The organism is Jeotgalibacillus sp. R-1-5s-1, from assembly GCF_004405105.1.
Taxonomy (GTDB): domain Bacteria; phylum Bacillota; class Bacilli; order Bacillales; family Jeotgalibacillaceae; genus Jeotgalibacillus.
The window spans coordinates 73,227-92,395 of record NZ_SORW01000044.1 but is presented as its reverse complement, the minus strand read 5'-3'; the positions used below and the strand labels follow the sequence as shown (position 1 = coordinate 92,395).

At 44.6% G+C, this 19,169-nt stretch carries 21 protein-coding genes and 1 pseudogene; 7 read left to right on the top strand and 15 right to left on the bottom strand.

Annotated features, from left to right (window positions below):
- The first annotated feature begins 34 nt into the window (after positions 1–34).
- Positions 35–226, top strand: a complete 192-nt coding sequence (locus E2491_RS13190; protein ID WP_134376088.1) for a hypothetical protein — start codon at positions 35–37, stop codon at positions 224–226.
- A gap of 53 nt (positions 227–279) precedes the next feature.
- On the opposite strand, the gene E2491_RS13185 is transcribed toward E2491_RS13190, so the two are convergent.
- From E2491_RS13185 to E2491_RS13170, 4 genes are all read right to left on the bottom strand, one after another.
- Positions 280–684 (bottom strand): GNAT family N-acetyltransferase, encoded by a 405-nt coding sequence (locus tag E2491_RS13185; protein WP_134376087.1) that lies wholly within the window; start codon positions 682–684, stop codon positions 280–282.
- Between the two features lie 236 nt (positions 685–920).
- Complete coding sequence (locus tag E2491_RS13180) at positions 921–2,483, bottom strand: YndJ family protein (RefSeq protein WP_134376086.1); 1,563 nt, start codon at positions 2,481–2,483, stop codon at positions 921–923.
- On the bottom strand, positions 2,452–3,063 hold the full coding sequence (locus E2491_RS13175; RefSeq protein ID WP_134376085.1) for a DUF4166 domain-containing protein: 612 nt from the start codon (positions 3,061–3,063) through the stop codon (positions 2,452–2,454). The genes E2491_RS13180 and E2491_RS13175 overlap by 32 nt, the downstream gene beginning before the upstream one ends.
- A complete protein-coding gene (locus tag E2491_RS13170) occupies positions 3,060–3,974 on the bottom strand; it encodes a DoxX-like family protein (protein ID WP_134376084.1) in 915 nt (304 codons plus the stop codon). The genes E2491_RS13175 and E2491_RS13170 overlap by 4 nt, the downstream gene beginning before the upstream one ends.
- Before the next feature lie 845 nt (positions 3,975–4,819).
- Here E2491_RS13170 and E2491_RS13165 point away from each other — a divergent pair.
- From E2491_RS13165 to E2491_RS13155, 3 genes and pseudogenes are all read left to right on the top strand, one after another.
- Positions 4,820–6,862: a S9 family peptidase gene (locus E2491_RS13165; protein ID WP_134376083.1), complete on the top strand. Its 2,043-nt coding sequence runs from the start codon at positions 4,820–4,822 to the stop codon at positions 6,860–6,862.
- Positions 6,863–6,896: 34 nt separating this feature from the next.
- Positions 6,897–7,409, top strand: a pseudogene (locus tag E2491_RS13160) (DUF2691 family protein).
- A gap of 110 nt (positions 7,410–7,519) precedes the next feature.
- Positions 7,520–7,885 carry a DUF4064 domain-containing protein gene (locus E2491_RS13155; protein ID WP_166805885.1) on the top strand — a complete coding sequence of 122 codons (366 nt, stop codon included), beginning with the start codon at positions 7,520–7,522 and terminating at the stop codon, positions 7,883–7,885.
- On the opposite strand, the gene E2491_RS13150 is transcribed toward E2491_RS13155, so the two are convergent.
- From E2491_RS13150 to E2491_RS13135, 4 genes are all read right to left on the bottom strand, one after another.
- Positions 7,882–8,076, bottom strand: coding sequence for a hypothetical protein (locus E2491_RS13150; protein ID WP_134376081.1), 195 nt, complete (start codon positions 8,074–8,076; stop codon positions 7,882–7,884). The two genes, E2491_RS13155 and E2491_RS13150, sit on opposite strands and share 4 nt — an antisense overlap.
- Positions 8,077–8,206: 130 nt before the next feature.
- Entirely contained in the window at positions 8,207–8,614 is a 408-nt protein-coding gene (locus E2491_RS13145) for a hypothetical protein (protein WP_134376080.1), read from the bottom strand.
- Between the two features lie 42 nt (positions 8,615–8,656).
- Positions 8,657–9,136, bottom strand: a complete 480-nt coding sequence (locus tag E2491_RS13140; protein ID WP_134376079.1) for a DinB family protein — start codon at positions 9,134–9,136, stop codon at positions 8,657–8,659.
- Positions 9,137–9,212: 76 nt separating this feature from the next.
- On the bottom strand, positions 9,213–10,613 hold the full coding sequence (locus E2491_RS13135) for an aminotransferase-like domain-containing protein (protein WP_134376078.1): 1,401 nt from the start codon (positions 10,611–10,613) through the stop codon (positions 9,213–9,215).
- A gap of 143 nt (positions 10,614–10,756) precedes the next feature.
- On the opposite strand from E2491_RS13135, the gene E2491_RS13130 reads away from it, so the two are divergent.
- Positions 10,757–11,332 (top strand): LysE/ArgO family amino acid transporter, encoded by a 576-nt coding sequence (locus E2491_RS13130; RefSeq protein WP_371414477.1) that lies wholly within the window; start codon positions 10,757–10,759, stop codon positions 11,330–11,332.
- A 32-nt stretch (positions 11,333–11,364) separates the two neighbouring features.
- Here E2491_RS13130 and E2491_RS13125 read toward each other — a convergent pair whose 3' ends face one another.
- Genes E2491_RS13125 through E2491_RS13105 form a run of 5 tightly spaced genes read right to left on the bottom strand, consistent with a single transcriptional unit; the run spans position 11,365 to position 14,644 of the window.
- A complete protein-coding gene (locus E2491_RS13125; RefSeq protein ID WP_134376076.1) occupies positions 11,365–12,249 on the bottom strand; it encodes a PhzF family phenazine biosynthesis protein in 885 nt (294 codons plus the stop codon).
- A gap of 50 nt (positions 12,250–12,299) precedes the next feature.
- On the bottom strand, positions 12,300–12,857 hold the full coding sequence (locus E2491_RS13120; RefSeq protein ID WP_134376075.1) for an SGNH/GDSL hydrolase family protein: 558 nt from the start codon (positions 12,855–12,857) through the stop codon (positions 12,300–12,302).
- Positions 12,858–12,871: 14 nt separating this feature from the next.
- A complete protein-coding gene (locus tag E2491_RS13115; RefSeq protein ID WP_134376074.1) occupies positions 12,872–13,282 on the bottom strand; it encodes a GNAT family N-acetyltransferase in 411 nt (136 codons plus the stop codon).
- A gap of 29 nt (positions 13,283–13,311) precedes the next feature.
- Complete coding sequence (locus E2491_RS13110; RefSeq protein ID WP_166805884.1) at positions 13,312–14,106, bottom strand: S26 family signal peptidase; 795 nt, start codon at positions 14,104–14,106, stop codon at positions 13,312–13,314.
- Positions 14,099–14,644, bottom strand: coding sequence for a sigma-70 family RNA polymerase sigma factor (locus tag E2491_RS13105; RefSeq protein WP_134376072.1), 546 nt, complete (start codon positions 14,642–14,644; stop codon positions 14,099–14,101). Before E2491_RS13105 ends, E2491_RS13110 begins: the two co-directional genes overlap by 8 nt.
- Before the next feature lie 385 nt (positions 14,645–15,029).
- Here E2491_RS13105 and E2491_RS13100 point away from each other — a divergent pair, with 385 nt between their 5' ends.
- Entirely contained in the window at positions 15,030–15,338 is a 309-nt protein-coding gene (locus E2491_RS13100) for a hypothetical protein (protein ID WP_134376071.1), read from the top strand.
- Between the two features lie 523 nt (positions 15,339–15,861).
- Here the strand turns inward: E2491_RS13100 and E2491_RS13095 are convergent.
- Together E2491_RS13095 and E2491_RS13090 are read right to left on the bottom strand one after the other, a co-directional pair.
- Positions 15,862–16,845 carry a bile acid:sodium symporter family protein gene (locus E2491_RS13095; RefSeq protein ID WP_134376070.1) on the bottom strand — a complete coding sequence of 328 codons (984 nt, stop codon included), beginning with the start codon at positions 16,843–16,845 and terminating at the stop codon, positions 15,862–15,864.
- Entirely contained in the window at positions 16,820–18,232 is a 1,413-nt protein-coding gene (locus E2491_RS13090; RefSeq protein ID WP_134376069.1) for an FAD-binding oxidoreductase, read from the bottom strand. Before E2491_RS13090 ends, E2491_RS13095 begins: the two co-directional genes overlap by 26 nt.
- A 106-nt stretch (positions 18,233–18,338) precedes the next feature.
- On the opposite strand from E2491_RS13090, the gene E2491_RS13085 reads away from it, so the two are divergent.
- The gene (locus E2491_RS13085) at positions 18,339–19,028 is read left to right on the top strand and encodes a FadR/GntR family transcriptional regulator (RefSeq protein ID WP_166805883.1); all 690 of its coding nucleotides are present in this window, start codon (positions 18,339–18,341) and stop codon (positions 19,026–19,028) included.
- The last annotated feature ends 141 nt before the right edge of the window (positions 19,029–19,169 follow it).

Below are 19,169 nucleotides of genomic sequence, written 5' to 3'. Positions count from 1 at the left end.
GTTCTATCCCTGAAGTCTACAGTGAGGAGAAAAAATGATCATTTTAAGGGTACTGTTTTTACTTACAACCGGCAGTGTGATGATGTATTACTACAGTCAGCTTATGCCTAAGGACGGCCTGGTGAACAGTGTATTGTATTTTGTTGTCCTTATTCCTATCGTGATTGTTTACTATGTATTTTATACGAGAGTGATCGTTAAAATCACTACGCGAAACAAAGCGTAGGATCAGGGTCTGTCCCCCAAGTCTACCGTAGACTTGGGGGACAGACCTTTTCTCTACCCTAATGGTCTCGTCATACATTCATTATTTTTGAAATTGAATTTATTGTAAAACCCTTGTGCATCAGAGGTGGCCAGGGCAAAGGCGGTGTGCTTGATGGACGGGTGGTCGAGTATGCATTCCATTAACCATTGTCCGAGTCTATCACCTCTGTAGTCAGGGTCTATGACTACATCCATCACCCAGGAGAAAACGGTTTGGTCCGTAACTACCCTTGCGAAACCGATCAGCTTTTCCTTTTCATACATACCAAAAGCCATAGAATGCGAAACGGTTTTTTCAATCACTTCTAATGACCTTTCTGAAGCCCAATATGTATTTGAAAGAAGCTCATGGACTCTATGAATATCCAAGAGTTCTACATCATCACTAACTCTGTACATGCTTTTTGACCATTCCATTCAGATATCTCCTTTCGTGGAGCGCAGACTTGGGGACAGACCCTACCTCTACACTCATAGGTCAAATGACACAATTCTTGGAACATAGCCTAAAATCTTGCGAACCGCTCCTCTTATTTTGTGAACCATCCCCAGCATTCTACGAATCACCGCCGATATTTTTCGAACAACGATCAAAATCCTGCGAACCTCCATATGTTTAGAGCTGGGTAGAGTTCAGGGGACAGACCCTTTCTTTACACAGCTTCTTCCCTGCGCTTGATCTCATAATCGATATGCAGAAAGTGCAGGCCGAGGATGGTCATGTCGTGGGTGGCGGTGAGTTTTCGGCCGGTTTCTTGCAGGGTAAAGCGTTCGTGCAGGGGCAGCTTTGGCAGGTATGGGCCGATAGCGAGGTAGGTACCTGCGTCGCCTTCTGCTGCACTTGTGAGATGGAGTTTCCCGTTTTTTGCCGTTAGCTGCAGGATGCCGTGCATGGATGAGAACGGCAGCGGCAGCGCGATGTTCATGTAGGTTTGCCCTGCAGTTTGGTGGCTTGAGTAAATCGCTGTAAATACCGTTTCTTCCCCAATCCTTCTATGCCAGACGCGCGGTCTGCTTCTGCTATCAAGCTGTTCATCAACCAGCAAAATATCCCCTGTCATCTCCACTTTTTCAGATGAATAAGGCAGGTTGATCTGCCCGATTTTCCGGCTGATCCCTTTATAAATAAATGCAAACGGCTTGAACCACGGTGCCCATTTCACAGAGGCGGAGAGCTTGAACTGCTCTGTCTGTTCATAAAACCGAACGACTTCAGCAGGCAGCTTCTCTTTATCAACATAATTCCCCATCTCATCCACAAGCCCGCGATGCGGATCACCGGTCTCTTTTAGCTTCCCGCGAATCCGACTCACCGGAAAATGGGGTGATTGGTGTGTTGAGTCAGGCACATTTAGCGCCCAGCCAATCACGGTAAACGAGCCAAACAGCACGCAATTCAGAAGCCCGTGTACGACAAGCATCGTTGGAATCGTCACCACAGCCTGACCGGCGAAATTTCCATAGGCATACAAAAAAGACCAGGCAATCGTGAAACACAGCGTCACGTAAGGAATCCGGACAAAGGCAGCCTGACCACGCGGAAAGGTGATCCGGAAGCTGTGAAACGTCAGGATATAAATCGCAAGCACATAAAGTGATACTGAAATGATTTCGATCGTTGTCGAAAACGTAATCCCCAGCGCCACTGTAATGGGCCCGGTTCCAATGATTAGCGCACATATCTGGTACAACCGTGTCATTTTCAAGCGGCCAAGCAGACCAACTGACACGCAGAGCAAAAATGCCGAATAATGAAAATGAATACCTGTCAGCCAGGTCAGCATTTCGCTAAATCCGGTATCAATTCCGCTCACATGTGCGAAAAACCACATCCCACCGATTGACAGATACATAAAACCAAGATCAATCAGGATTTCAGGCACATTCGTAAAACCACGTTTTAAAAACCGCTCTAGCCCCTTCCAGGCCAACCAAAAAGTATAAAGAAGGTAGACTGCGGCACATGTGACTGCCAAATTGAAAGACACGCCAAAACTGATGAGCGTCACCGCAACCATAGCGATTGTGATGATCACTTTTTCAAATGAACGTAACGGCACGATCAAATGAATCAGCGCAGGCACAAAAACCAGCTGAGCCGCCGTCAGATAATAGCTATACCCTTCCTGATTTTGAACGAGTAAGCTGATACCCAGTAAGAGAATCCCACATAAAATCAGAGGATTAATGAGTGCTTTCTTTAAATTCCCCGGCATACATCATCAACCTCCCCACCAAATCGTTGTAAATAGACACGTGAATCGTGTACACGCCCTTTTCATCATCGTAGCCTTCAAGCACCGTCACACGGCCATTTAGCGGACCAGGAAGTATGAGCCCTTTCCTTCCAAGCACGATTTTTTGCACCCCTGATGTGATCAGTAAGAAGCCGTCCTTTGTTACGTTAAAGTTCAGGTCTGAATAGAAAAACGGCACGTCACCAAGATAATCCTTCACGAGCTTTCTTTCTAAATCCACAGTCATTTTCGCGTTAAATTTACGGACCGCTTTTGGAAAATGGAAGGTTCTTTCCCATGCCACCTCTGCTTCCCCGTCCTGATTGATGGCGCAACGGTTTGCGATGGAAAACGGAACCCCCTCCCCACTTTCCGGAAATAAAAAATTGATCCTGGATGCCACGCGGAAAAACGGAGAAAGCAGCCAGCCTCCATTTTGAATCCGGCTCATCACGCCTTCCGCATAAAACGTTTCATCTAAAGGAAGTGCGTAGCGATGCTGAAGCTTCGGGTGCAGCTTTTGAAAATCATCGCCCAACAAGGTTGAATAAATCGTCACGCCTTCTTCCCCCGCTTTCTTTTACAGCTTTTCGCAGTCGGCAGCTGATGCGCCAGCAGAAGCCCTATGATTGAGAGCACCCCCAGTGTCACATTTAACGTGATGACATTGAATGGCGCTGTTGCAACGGACGGTGCTGATAAGACGGCGCTTAATGTCAGCAGCGGGAAGATGACGACCTGCAGCTTCAACAGTGATTTCTGCAGCCCGGGCACCAGCCAGAAGCATGCAAACAGCATCTCCGCCAGGCCAACCCAGAGCACAGCAGTCTCAGCCTGCGCTTGTGTAAATGGCGACAGTTGCATCAGCATGCTCACCTCTAATGGATGCTGCGTGAGCACCTTTGGCACAAGCCCCTGGTACAGCCACACAAATGAAAACAGCAGGCAGATCGCATAAAACGAAAAGAAGCGGCGATATTGCGTGCCAGGACGCTCACCTGTCTCAATCCATCTTTTAAGAACATCAAAACTCAACGCCGTTCCCCATCCCATCAGCGGACGAAACATGCGGTCGAACAGCTTTCCTGCCGCTCCAAAGCGGACGTCATAATCATACTGCGTCAGAAAAGTCGTTCCCTTTTCGTGAGGGATGTACTTCCAATACCCCTTTCCTTCCGCAATCGGTGAAATGATCTGGTCCGTCCCAAAATGCAGCGCAGACGTCTTTTCACCACTCTCCTTCTCATGCGTCCCCTTACTCTCACCCCAGCCTGAAACCTCAAGCCCAGGCAGCACCTTCGTCGAATAAGTAAACGTCTGAACCTCCTCACCAGGCGGCTTTTCGTTATACGTAATAGAAGAAAAGCGCACATCCCACTGCTCATGCAGCCCAGGATCCTGGCTATACGTCCACACCTTCTCAACCTCATCCTCTATCTCAATCTCCACATAAATCGGCTTACTCTTCATCAAACTCACATCACTTATTATGTATTCACAAATCTGTCTCCATCTTACCATTGATACACCAGGAGAAAAATGGGAGATTCGTAGAGTTGAGGTCAGACCCTTACGCTATAAGATGCAAGAATATGGTATATTTGAATAAGAATACTACATAAGGAGGAAATCATTTGGAGCTATTTTTATTTATGCTATTGAGTGTCTTGTTGGGTTTCCTATTACCTATGACAGGGCTCGTTGTTGAATTTAATATTTTTATAAGTGCTATTTTTGGTTTACTGCTTTATATTGCAGTAATCATGAGGCGGTTAGATATAAGTAGACAACGAGGTAAACAATGAAGCTATCTGAATTAAATATTGACCAGCTTTTGTAGACTTGGGATCTGACCTGACTCTGCAGATGTTTGAGCGGGACGATACAAAGCAATCAACAAGAAACCATTTTCGAAACGCAGGAGCCTTGGATTAGCGTCTGTGAATGGTGATCAAAGAAAGAGGAACTGTTCAATGGACATATGGATCTTAGTAAAAGAACGATTTGGACCTTTAGCTTTTTTTATGCTGCTTATCATTTTACACTTCACCTTACTTATCGTTGTTTGGAAACAAAGTACACATATACCGAAAATGCTTAAAATCATCACAACAACAATTTGTACCCTCGTAATCACTATATCTATCATATTGATGATCTTCACATTATTTATTGGATTTAATGCTTAGCGTAGACTTGGGGTCTGTCCCTGAAATCTACCGTAGATTTCAGGGACAGACCTTTACTCTACGTTCAGGCAGGATTTAACCTTACGTATTCCGAATTTATACAAAGATAGAGAAAGGGGTTTTTTGATGAAGGTACCTGTAGCAAAACGCGAGCCTTTTGTGCATGAGATTCATGGTGATGTGCGGGAGGATGATTATTATTGGATGAGGGATCGTTCGAATCCGGATGTGGTTGAGTATTTGGAGGAGGAGAATGCGTATTATCGTGAGGTGATGACGCCTCTTGAAAAGCAGACGAATGAGATTTATGAGGGTATGGTGGCCCGTGTGCCTGAGGCTGAGGTGAAGGTGCCTGTTCAGAATGGGGCTTATTTTTATTATTCCCGTCATGATAAAGAGCAGCAGTATCCGGTTTATGCGCGTAAAAAAGCGGCGAACCGGTCACTTTTAGCTGAAGCGTCTGAAGAGATCATTCTTGATTTAAATGAGCTTGCAGGAGATGACGATTATTTGAGTGTGTCCCTGCAGCGGTTGAATGAGGAACAGACAAAGCTTGCCTACCTTGAAAATCGTGACGGCTCTGACCGTTATACGATTTACGTCAAGGATCTTCAAAACGGAGAACTGCTGCCTGATAAAATCAATAACGTTTATATCTACAGCAGTGTAGAGTGGAGTCAGTGCGGTACATACCTTTTTTATGTGACGGTTGATGAAATGCAGCGCCCTTGCTATTTGTGGCGCCACGAGGTAGGTAGCACGGAACCTGATACACTTTTATATGAAGAAAAGGATTCAACGTTTGCTTTATTCATTTCAAAAACACAGAGCGGTAAATATATCATGGTGAATTCAGAATCAACAATGACGGATGAGGCGCGCCTGATTGATACTGAAAACCCGCTCGCGCCTGTTCAGCTTGTGGATGAGCGACGCAGAGGGATCAAGTATGATGTGGAGCATTGGGGCGATGATCTGCTGATTTTGACAAATGAAGACGCCCTGAATTTCAAGCTTGTCCGCTGTTCTGCAAACGATTTTTCAAAACGAGAGGAAGTAATACCATACGATGAAAATCGCTACCTTCAGTTTGTGTATCCAACGCTAAGTAAGCTTTTTATTTACGGGCGTGAAAATGGGCTGACACAGATCTGGACAATTGAGAACAACAGTCTCCAGCAGCTTACCTGGGATGAATCACTGTACACCCTTTCAATCACCGGCGGGCAAAGCTATGATTCGCCTGAGCTTTTAGTCGAATACGAATCCCTTCTCACACCGGACACGATTTACAGTTTACAGATCGCTACAGGTGAAAAAGAAACGATTCACACCGCAACGGTAAATGGAGTGTATCACCCTGAAGATTATCATCAGGAGCAACTGTGGGCCACTGCACGTGACGGCGTGAAGGTGCCATTAATGGCGGTTTATAAAAAAGGTGCACTTGATAACGGACCTGCACCTCTTATTCTGACAGGCTACGGATCATACGGGGCCAGCAGTAACCCTTACTTCAACGCCTACCGTCTGCCGATTTTAGATAAAGGCGTGATATTCGTTACGGCACAGGTGCGCGGCGGAAGTGAAATGGGCCGTCACTGGTATGAAAACGGAAAAACACATCAAAAACTCAATTCGTTCAACGACTTTATTGATGCAGCACGCTTTTTAATCAAAGAAGGCTACACCACATCTGATCAAATCGCTGCTCGCGGTGGCAGTGCAGGCGGCTTGCTTGTTGGAGCCGTGTCGAATATGGAAGGCTCAATTTTCAAAGTAATCGTGCCAGAAGTGCCTTTCGTTGACGTCCTGACAACGATGCTTGATGAAACGATTCCATTAACCACGCTGGAGTGGGATGAGTGGGGCAATCCGAAAAATGAAGAGGATTACAACTATATGAAATCCTACAGCCCATACGACAACGTAGAGCAAAAAGACTATCCACACCTGTACATCACAACAGGCCTGAACGACCCGCGCGTCGCCTACTGGGAACCTGCCAAATGGGTAGCCAGACTGCGCACCATGAAAACAGACAACAACACCCTGGTCCTGAAAACCAACATGGGCGCCGGCCACTTCGGCGCATCCGGCCGCTTCGACCAGCTCAAAGAACTAGCCGAATACTACGCATTTGTGTTGGATAAATTAGGCGCGGAGTGAGGCATGGGGACGTATATTCTGAATCATTCGGTTTATGAAGGATTTGGGATTGCGTCCTTTTTTTGATAGGAGGTTTATGATGATGAAACGAGGAATCAGTTTTGAGATCCCCAATCAATTCGGCAGATATCTTGACGAAATACTAAAACCGTTAGATGTCACTGCTTATGATTGAAAAATCGGCGATGGCGAGTCCTACAAAGTGATGAAAGGAAAACTAGCTGACGATCTCTTTCCAGAGAGCCCTAAAATCATGGATGGAGCTACATTTCAAAACATCATTGAATACGATTCATACTATCTTATTTTCAGCGACTTGCAGGCATATCCCCGAGGCCACTCCGCTGACATCAGGACATATGAAGCGTTTCTCGAAAGCCCGTGTGAACTCGTCTTACTCGTTGTCGACTGTACTTATGTCACCATCTATTGCAGAGATAAAGTTCTACTTGAGTTACTACACGAACATTCAGTAAACGCTGGATTTACAAGCATCGAATACATCACAGATAAGAATGACACGAGAACAAGCTTGAAAGCCTGGTAATCAAATACTTATAGGATATTTCCCAAACACAAGAATAATATTCCTAAAATTTGAAACTAATTCCAATCAAGTTCGTAATCCTGATATACACTAATAAAGGAGGTTATCAGGTGAAGCGAACTGTTGAAAAGGTACTCGTGATCGTGGCACTTGTTCTTCAATTACTCGTTCTTATCTCAGGACTGTTTTTAGCTGTATTCATAGGGACATCCTATCCTGAACAATTACCTCAGGTGACTGAATTATGGTACGGGTGGATCGTGTTGGCCGTACACCTGGCAGGATTATTGGCAGGTCTCGCGGCACTCTTTAAAATGAAAAACAACCCTAAAGCAGCCGGCGTCACCTTTTTGATCACTGGGATTATCATGCTTTTGCTTACGTTGGGGGCTACACTGATTCAATCTGTGCTGTTCATGATTGTGGGAATCATGTGTTTAGTTAGACGTCCTGAAGCATCACTTGCAGCGAATTAAACCGTTTTTGAACACCACACAGGTTCATAGGAGGCGTTACGATGATCTATCTCGTACTCATCATTTGTGGTTTTTTCATTTGGCTGTATTTTAAATACGAGGTTCGTTCCATGTCCATGTTTAGCCGATTGATGGCCAAGGGATGGGATGGCGTGAATAATGAAGATTCTTCTCATATTCGCTGTTCTCATTGCCATAACGTCATCAAAAGAGGAGATACAACCCCATACTGTGGCACTTGCAGACGCTTTACATGAAGCACAGGGACGTATGCGTTGAATCATTCAATGACAGAATGATTCAACGCATACGTCCCACTTTTCATTTCAGCATCACATACACAACAAACACTCCAATAAACACAACATCCGCCATCACCACATACAAGCCTATTTTTGATTTCTTCATTTTGGCCAGTGTGTAATTGAACAGGGTGTCATATAAGCTTGCAATAAAAAGAATGAGCGACACAACAAGCACGACAACATTTTCAGTCAACACCACAGCCAAAACATAAACAAGCCACCTGCGAAAAAAATTAAACGCCAGGCCCATCAGCACAATCGAAAAATGATGAGGGTTAAACAGCAACTCATCCTCAGAACCAATCTCAGTAAGACCCTCACGAAGATGAGCAGCCTCCCTCAAATAATCAACATTCACCCACAAAATCAACACACAATAAATAACAATATACATCTCCTCAAAACCAGCAACCCACTCGATCATTAACAACACCTCAGCGTAGAGTTAAGGGACAGACCCTTAACTCTACAGTCCACATCTGTAGTTCCTCACGATCAAATCTGACGAAACTGGCTTTTTTCCAATCTCTCGGGCCCAAATCGACAGCTGTCCAATATGATGAATTTCATGTGAAATCAGGTGTCGAATGATTTTTCCATATGTAAAGGAACGCACATTTCCATTTCTGCCCGTGATGTGAACAACCTGATCTTCAAGCTCACCGTTCCAGCTATCAATCACCGGCTTTGTCACTGTCTTTGTGAAGTCTGAATAAGCCTGGATGTCCTCTAACGTTTGAATCGCATCTCGCTTCTCATAGACCACAGGCTCTTGAATCAAGTGGTTGATCCAAAGCAACTCACAATCCACGACATGCACCAGATTCTGAAACAAACTTTCCATTCCACCAGTTCGTTTCGCAAACAACTCTTCCTCCGTCAAAGACTGACACCACTCAAACCAATCCTCACGCACCTGCCAATTGTACAAAAACAAATCGATCAACTTAATTTCCCCCTTCATCTATACGAATGGTTCTATTTTACGCTAGTTTCGTAAACTTGGGGTCTGTAACTGAAGTCTACATTAATTTTCTAATCTCCTCCCCCAGCACTAACAGCCCCTTTTCAATTTCATCGTAACGGCTATATGCATATGAAATTCTCAGGTGGTGGTAATCGCCCGGATCGTAAATATACCCTGGATTGATCAGGACGTTGCGTTTGATCATTCTTTGAAAGAGCGTTTTTGTTACGACGGGTTTGTTCACTTTCAGCCAGATGTAGAATCCACCTTGTGGTGAGTTCCATGTAGCGATGTCCATGAAGTGCTGAGTCAGAATTTCCTCTGTATATGCAGCTCTTTCTTTTAAAGACCGGCGAAGCTGCACAAGATGCTGATGATATTGATTAGATTCCAGCCACTGAGCAGCGATTTCCTGAGAGATCGCACTGCTACCGTAATCAAGCTGCATTTTCAGATCCGCTAAATGATCAATGACAACTTGAGGACCCGTGATCCAACCAACGCGCAGCCCAGGGCTAAACACTTTAGACATGCTGCCAATATGCAACACTTGTCCGTTGAGATCCAGCGACTTCAGAGATTGTGGCGCTTCTTCAAAGGTCAGTTCCTGATAGACGCCGTCTTCAATAATCGGAAGTCGAAGTGATTTACACCGATCTAAAATACGCTGTCGTTCATCAACGGACAAAACCGTTCCTGTTGGATTATTTAAAGTTGGAATTGTGTAAAAAAACGAATGGTTTTTCGCGTCTGGAGCACTATTTTCTGAATGCCAATGGATATTCTCAGTCGGGATCGAAGGCAGTGAATGTAAGTACGATGGACCACCAACATAGATATTAGCCTGCGAACCAATCAAACCAATCGAAACGAGCTGTAAAGCCTGCAAGCCACCTGATACGATGAGGATGTTTTCCTCCAAAGACTTAATGTTGAACTTCTTCAAGTGCCGCACCAAAACCTGCCTCAGCCTTAAAGATCCTTTAGGTTCAGAATATCCCAGATCCCTGCTTCCGAGATTTATTTCACCTAGCGAATGCTGTATTTGATCAGATGGTATAAGTTCTGGAGACAACTCCCCTGTTCCTAACCGAATAAGGTCTGGATTTTTCTCATGTTCATTTATTAACTGGATCGTTTGAATGTTCGACTGATAATCACTCTGACTGATTCGGGTACGCCAGTCAGGAGAAGTATTTCGCAAAAAATTCTCCCACCCGCTTGAACTTACATACACTCCACTTCCAACTTTTGAGGTTAAAAACCCTTCTGCTTTCAGCTCATCCAGCACCTGAACAATCGTGCTTCGGTTCACCTTTAATTGTTCCGCTAACTTTCTCTGAGTGGGAAGTCTGGTTCCTGAAGGCCAAACCCCCTGCCTGATCTGATCTGTTATCCATCCTTGTATTTGCTTAGAAAGCGGTGTGCCTGATGCACGATCCGGTGTCCATCCCATACGTATACTCCTTTAAATTGGTTGGGTCTAAAATCAACCAATTGGTTGTTCATTTACTGTACATGACCGTTTAAGATGAAACAAGTAAGGAGTGATCAATTATTTTAAGTGCATTTATTCATGGTTTTATTTTATCAGCGGCTTTGATTTTGCCGCTCGGTCCACAGAATATTTTTATCTTCAATCAGGGTGCAGCTCACAGGAAATTTGTGATGGCACTTCCTGTTGTCGTAACGGCCGCGCTGTGTGACACGCTGCTGATTCTCATTTCCGTCTCAGGAGTTTCACTCGTTGTGATCGCTATCCCCCAGCTTCAGGTCATTTTATATAGCCTTGGCTTCATTTTTCTTATGTATATAGGATGGACGATCTGGCATTCAGATGCAGGGGATTCCGATCAGAAACAAGCGGTCCCGGTAAAAAAGCAAATCCTGTTTGCTTTATCCATTTCCCTGCTCAATCCACACGCCATTTTAGACACGGTCGGGGTAATCGGCATTAACGCCGTTCAATATGCAGAACGAACAGAACTCATTGCATTCGCTCTGGCATGTATTCTCGTTTCGTGGATCGCCTTCACACTGCTTGCCATCATAGGCAGAGTCGTCAAAACGATTGATAAAGCCGGGAAAGGGCTGAAAATCATTAACAAAATTTCAGCTGTCTCTATGTGGGGAATTGCAGGGTTTATATTGATTGAGGTTTTTCGAATGCTATGAGATATGCGTAGAGTTGGGTGCTGACTCCAACTCTACGCTATTTCAATCGTCTTAACATAAACAGCTGTTCCGGATATTGATACTTCAATACCATCATTAATTTGTTTCAAATGCACAAAAACTTGTCCGTCTTTGTTGATTTCATGCCCTTGTTCCACTTTTAAGGTAGCCGGCAAAGGTAACGATGGATGAATAAATTGGTGATAGTATGCGCCCATGACTGCAGATGCTGTCCCTGTTACGGCGTCTTCAATGGTTCCTGAAGCCGGTGCAGAAAAGTGGCGTGCGTGCATGTGATTGTCAGCATCTCTCACCTCAAGACAAATGGGATGCACTGAAGCGCTTGGTATTTCATTCAACACATCCGGAAAGCTCTCTGTATCGGGCTCCATGCTCTTAAAGCTTTCTAACTTTTTGATCGGAACGATTAATGTCCAGTTACCTGTATTTCCGTATATAATCGGCAAATCATCGTCCAGTTCTACTTCCTTCAGGCCGATTGCCTTTGCTGCATCAGCTTTTGAGCCGCCAAAAGCATGAAATTTCGGCAGTGCCTGCTGCATTGTGATGAATATCTGACCGTTTTCTTCACGAAGCATTATAGGTAAAATCCCTGCATTGGTTTCTATTGTTATCGTCGGTTGCTCTAGCAGACCCTTCATATGTAAGCAGTAAACAGCACCAAGTGTCGCATGTCCGCATAAATTCATCTCAACCCCAGGCGTAAAATAACGAAGTCTGATATCAGCTCTTTGTGACGGAAGTATAAACGCAGTTTCATTAAACCCTGCTTTTTTCGCGATTTCAAGCATCTGTTCTGATGTATAATCCTCCCCATTCAGCACAACACCCGCTGGATTCCCTTTTTCCGGAATCGAACTGAAGGCATCAATGTGTTCCACTTTCACTTTTCTCAATCGTAACCCTCCTCTTACATCATTTTAGACTTCAGGGACAGACACTAAGTCTACGCTTCAATCTTCTTATGTATCAAACTGACAAGTACATCATACCCCTGCTCACCAAAATGAAGACCGTCATTTCTTATGCCTTTTAGTTTGTCTTTATAATCTTTTTGAGCAAACATATAGGAGAAAAAATCAATGTAATGGCTGCCTGTTTCTTTGGCTACCTGCTCTACAGCTGATACGTATCGGCTGAGGATACCGTTTGTTCTGGCAAATTGGACAGCTTCATCTACCGGTGAAGGTGAAATCAGAATCGTTCGATCAGGTCCAATTTGTTTTACCATTTTAAAAAGGTTAGATTGATAATCACCTAACTCCACCATCTTGTGAATAGCAGCATCGTTCGCTCCAAAGAGAACGGTTACCAAATCCGGCTGTTGACTCATCACATCATGTTCAAGTCTTTTTAATGCATCGAAAGTATTGTCGCCGGCTACACCTGCGTTGACAACTTCATAGCCTTGTAGTTTGTCGCTAAGTTTCGTTGTTAACATTGGTTCTGAAAAACCTTCCTGTCTGGCGGTAATACTATCACCAAAGCAAACGAGTTTTCGCATAGATACGCCCCTCCTCACATCACCCTAAACATCCCCGTCATATTCGGTGCGTAATTCTTAAAATCAAATTTTTCATAGAATGATTCTTTTCCCTGTGAGGCAAACAATCCAATGAATGCTTTCTCCGGTGCATGCTCTTGCAAATACGCGAGTAAAATATTCATAATCTCATTCCCAATCCCTTTACCTTGAACATCCGGATGAATAACAACGTCCTGAATGTAAAAATAGATCGCCCCATCGCCCACGATTCTATCCATGCCGATGATCTGTCCATGATCATAAACCGTGACGCCAAAGACCGAATTCTTCAAAGACTTCTCCGCAACCTCAAAATTCATGAAATCCTTCCATCCCACCGCTTCGCATAAATATTTGTATTCGTCCAACGATGGAACACCCTGCTTACACTCATACTTCACCAATATAGATCTCCTCGATTCTACGCTTTTTCCTATTTGTAATACCCCAACACTTTCCCATACAGCTCAGAAACTTCTTGCGTGTGCTGCACACCTCTGAACCAGTCGTCTCCTGCGAGGTATAGTTCGTTTTCTCCGAGCTGGAATTTATCGATTGATAGGGCGTAGGTGTCTTTCATTGAGTCCAGGTTTTGCTCGGCTCCATTTTCTTTTAAAGCCTCGTTATATTCTTCATTTGAACCAAATCCCAATCTATGAACTTTCCCGTAAAAGGTGTCTAGTTTTTGGTCATTGATGTAGATTTGACCTTCTTTTATTTCGACCGTTTCGCCCGGTAGACCGATCACTCTTGAAACGGTCAGTTGCTTGCCATCAAAAAAGTCATATTCATAAGCCACAACGTCACCTCTTGAAATGTCGTCTACTCCAATAGCCGAAGGGTCAATAATGAGCGGATAGACTGTATAGTCATGGTTCCCTCTATCCATGGAATCACTTCCATAATCCAGTAACTCCAGGGGCTCTTCGTACGTTGAATACGTTTCAATTTCAGGTGAAGTATCATCATCCTTTATGACCGAAGTTTCCTCAGATGAAGAGGTTAGCTCCTGACTATTTTCCGTTACAACCGTGTACAAAAAAGTGGCGGTGAACACTAAAAGTACTGATAAAATAGCCGCATATTTAAAAGTAGCAAGGTTTCTTTTAAAGAAAACAGGCGATGGCTCAGACTTCTTCATGTCAATCAGGATTTGTTGCTTCAGTTCATTTGTAAACCGGGGACGCTTGCCAATATGATGGTCGATCTCGCGCTTCAGTCTATTCATCCAGCAGTCCCTCCCATGTCTCCACATCTAATTTCGTTTGAAGAATCTTTTTCGCTCTCCTCAGCCTAGTTTTAACCGTATTGTCAGAACAGCTCAATACCCCGCTCATTTCTGTGATGGATAGCTCCTGATAATAATAAAGAATGATGACTTCTCTGTATTTAACCGGAAGCGCCAGCACACATAGCGCGAGTTCATTTTCCGTCTCACGATGTTCAAATGATTCCTCCGGCGACTTATCAGCTGATAGAAGATGCTTCATCGAAACTGAAAGCATTGAGCGCTTATTCTTCCAGCTCCGTAAATGGTCGTGACATTTATTGACGGTGATTTTGGCCAGATACGTTTTCAGAGAAGAACGGTTTTCAAACTGACTGGATTTTTGATAATAAGTAATGAACACTTCCTGCACCATATCCTCCGCTGCAGACCAATCCTTCACATAAAGAAAAGCCAAGCGGATCAGATACTCGCCGTAGCCATCCATCACCTCTTCCATATGCGAATCACTCACGTACCCTTTTTCGGCCGAATTCATAAACACAACCCCCATCCCAACCTTCGTACCCTACAGACGCAAGTTTTCGTTAAATAGTTTCAACTTATTTCTATATTTTACAATACACGAAAAAAGAGGATAACTTGAAAAAAACCAGTTCAATTTTGGAGTACAAAAATTTAAATTGCACTTAAAAATGAACTGTTTTTTTAATTGAAATTACACTCTTATTTTCTATAAGAAATGATAATTGGAAATTTTGTGGTATTATATAGATGTGAAAATGTTCCTTATTTCGTTAACGGGCAGGTTAATGGAGTTAAGAGGAACATATAATTGCAAGATTTTGTATAAAAAAATGACTGAGAATAAAGTTGATTTTTAGATATTATTTTGTGATATCTATTTTTTGAGGAGGGATTATTTGAGTTCATCAGTTTTAAATTTAATTTTCTCGTTTATTTTGCCGTTGTCTTTAATAATCGCTTCGGTTTATTGGACAATAAGAATTAGCTACTCAAAAAGATACATACCATCACTTTTGTTAATGTTCTTAGCCATTTTGGTATTTTTCTTACTATTTTCACTTGCGGAGATGGATATAATCGAAAAAGGTTTCGGAACAGCCGTTCAAAGCATCTATTATTCAGGTTTCCTTGGTTTGGGAGTATTGGTTAACGTATTTGTAGTCATATTTATAAAGAAAAATAAGAAGGCTGAACCTCAATTATAGGGGGCCTTAATGACATATCCAAATAAATCCAAAATTGAAATACAGAGCTTGGGAACCTTCCCTAGCTCATTTTTTATTTAAAATAAATTATGTCGTCCCAATCAAACTGTATATCTGCAAGACCCAAACGTTGTGCTTGCGTTGCGTTTTTTCCATAAGGACTCTTATATGTGCCGCAAAATAGTAGTCCCAGGGCCAGACCCTAAAACTCCCATACATGAAAAAAGACGATCGCTTGCGAAAAGCGATCGTCTTTTTTGTAAGTTGGGGGCGGCCCCTGAAGTCTGCAAAAATATTGTAACCAGAACCAATACAATACTTTTCTGAAACAGTACAAATATTTGTTGGAACGATACAAATTCGAGTTGAATCGAGACAAAAAACTAGCTTTGGAGGTCTATCGATACAATAAAAATTCGAATCAGTACAAATATTTTCTGAAACAGTACAATAAAAAACTGAATCGATGCAAAAACCCGGACGATCAATACAATCCCTTTTGGCCCAACTCCCAACTCAGCCACTACCTATTCACAACAGCTCTCTCCATTCCCTCCTCCTTCTCCTCCTCTTCCTTTTCCACTACCGGCTTTTTAGACCAGATGCTGGCAAGAAGTGGGCCTGTGATGTTGTGCCAGATGGCGGCCCAGGCGCTTGGGAGTGCGGCAAGCGGGCTGAAGTGGGCAGTGGCGAGTGCGACGCCGAGGCCGGAGTTTTGCATGCCGACTTCGAGCGAGATCGCACGGCGGTCATCCTCTTTTAGACCAAGGCCCAGTGCAACGAGGTAGCCGAGCAGTAGGCCAAATCCGTTATGCAGAAGGACTGCGACAAAGACGATCCAGCCGGCTGTCACTACATTTGCTCCGTTAGCGCCTGTCACGGCACCAACGATGATCAAGATTGCCGCCACAGAGATCAGCGGAATGACAGAAAGACTGGCTTCCACTGCTTTTGGCGCGACCCGCTGGATGATGAAGCCGAGCACAATTGGGATAATGATCACTTGGAAAATGGACATAAACATCGCAGCTGCATCAACCGGCATCCACTGTCCGACTAGGAGAAGCAGCAGTAGCGGTGTCGCGATGGGTGCGAGCAGTGTTGATAAACTCGTCATCGCAACGGATAGGGCCAGGTTTCCTTTCGCGAGATACACCATGACATTGGAAGCTGTTCCGCCTGGCACGGATCCTAAAAGAACGAGTCCGGCTGCCAGTTCAGGAGGCAAATTCAGGGCAAATGCAATGGCAAAAGCAACAAGTGGCATAACAACAAACTGCGCCAGCACTCCTATGACAACTGGAATCGGACGCTTTGCCACGATTTTAAAATCGACCGGCTTTAACGTGAGCCCCATCCCAAACATGACGATCCCGAGAAGAATCGTGATGTAGCCGCCAAATCCAGTGAAAAGCTCCGGTACAAAAAAGGCAATGAGTGCAACGGATACGACCAGCACAGCAAAGTACTTACCCGCGAATTCACTTACTTTTGATAACAGATTCATGAACAACCTCTCCTTTTGACGGCAACAGCTTACCCGGATTTAAAATGCCTTTTGGATCAAGCGCCGATTTGATTTGCTGCATCACACCAAGCGCTGCACCGAACTCCTGCTCCATATATTTTTGCTTGCCGTAACCGACGCCATGCTCCCCAGTTGAGGTCCCGTTTCGCGCAAGGCCATATGTAACAAGACTTTCATTAAATGTATTGGCGCGTGACACTTCGTCCTGATCTTCCATATCAATCATCAGGATAACGTGAAAGTTCCCGTCTCCCACGTGACCCGTGACGCCCCCGATCAGGTCAAATTCCTTAAGCTTTTCCTGCGCATAACGCACGGCTCCTGCGAGTTCAGAAATCGGCACGCATACGTCTGTGACCATCATTTTGCGGCCAGGAAAGCCGTGGATAAAGGAGTACGCAAGGTTATGACGCGCTTCCCATAAGCGGTTTCGCTCAGCCTGACTTGATACGAATTCAATGGCATCGCAGTTGTACATATCAACGATTTCCTTCATAAACTCAACATCCTGAGCAAGTCCCGCTTCATTGCCGTGAAACTCCATAAACAATGTAGGGATCTCAGGATAGCTTGTTTTCTGATGATGATTGAGCTGCTTGAGCGAGATTTCGTCCAGCAGCTCCACTCTGGCAATCGGAATACCTGACTGAAGTAAGCTGACCACTGCCTGTACTGCATTTTCAACGGACGGGAAGGTCGCACGCCCGGCCATTTCATATTCAGGAATGCCGTACACCTTTAGCGTAAGCTCCGTGATACAGCCGAGAATCCCTTCTGAACCAACAAACAGGCCGTTTAAATGCAGGCCGGCTGAGGATTTAGCTGCCTTCGAACCAGTGTGAATGACCTCACCACTCGCCAGTACGACTTCAAGGTCGCGAACCTGATCCCGCATAATGCCGTAACGCACAGAAGTCGTTCCGCTGGCGTTTGTGGCAGCCATGCCGCCAAGCGTGGCGTCTGCTCCCGGGTCTACGGAGAAAAATAGCCCGTGTTTTTTCAGCTCCCGGTTCAGCTGACTGCGTGTCACCCCGGGCTGGACTGTCACTAAAAGATCATCCGGTGACACATCGAGCACAGCATTCATTTCGCTAAAATCAATCGTGACACACTCACGGACCGGCACCACATGACCCTCCAAGCTTGTTCCGAGACCAAACGGTACAACCGGAATGTCATATTTGGATGCCGACGCTAAAATACGTGAGGTGTCATCAGTCGAACGTGGAAACACGACTACTTGAGTGAGTTGGCCTTTATGGTAAGATTCGTCAACAGAATGCTGCTCGCGCACGGTCTCATTTTCAGAGATCTGGTCTTTTTCTAAAAACTGATGTAAACTCTCTACAAATGCCGAAACTGACATATCATATGTACCTCCTGAAATGAATTGGTCCAACCAATTTAGTCTCATTATACGTAATTATCTGAATTTTTCAAGAACATATTTAGAGGGAGCTTATGACATCGCCATGGAAACTACGCCGAAATATAAACAAGTCGTTGAACGCCTGTCACATGAATATTTAAATGGGGAAAAAGCCATTGGGTACAAGCTCCCACCGGAACGTGAGCTTGCGAAACAGCTTAGCGTCAGCCGCACAGGTGTCCGGGAAGCCTTACATTATTTGAGGGAAATCGGGGTGATTCACTCCAGGCAGGGCGGAGGACACTATTTGCGCGTGGCACGATTGGAGGCTGCTGCAGGGAATCAGGCGATGCTGAATGCGAAAGCAGATCCGGCTCTCACAGCAGAAATGCTTGAGGTTCGAAGAGCACTTGAATGCGAAGCCGCTTATCTGGCCGCCCTGCGCGCAACGCCTGAAGACATTGAGACACTTAACGAATATTTAGAGCAGATGAAGCACGCAAAAACAGAAGAACAAGGAGCCAAAGCAGACACAGGCTTTCACCTGACCGTCCTCCGTAGCGCCAAAAATCGTTTATTGCTTAAGGCTGCAGATGAAATCGTGTCCCAGATGGAAAACAACATTGAAAACACACGCCGCCAACGCTTCAGCTCAGACGCCTCCCGCTACCAAACCACCCACGCAGAACACGAAGACATCTTCAAAGCCATCCGGGAAAAACGCGCAGATGATGCCAAACAGCTGATGCTGGAGCATTTGAACAGAGCTTATGAGGAGATTGAAGAACCGTAGAGTTGGGGGGTCTGTCCCCAGGTCTACGGTCGATGAGAGTGTGGTCGATACAATTATGTTCTCAAACAGTACAAATAATTTTTGAAACAATACAATTCCGTGATGAAACATAACAAAAAATCTGTTTCGGAGGTGTAACAA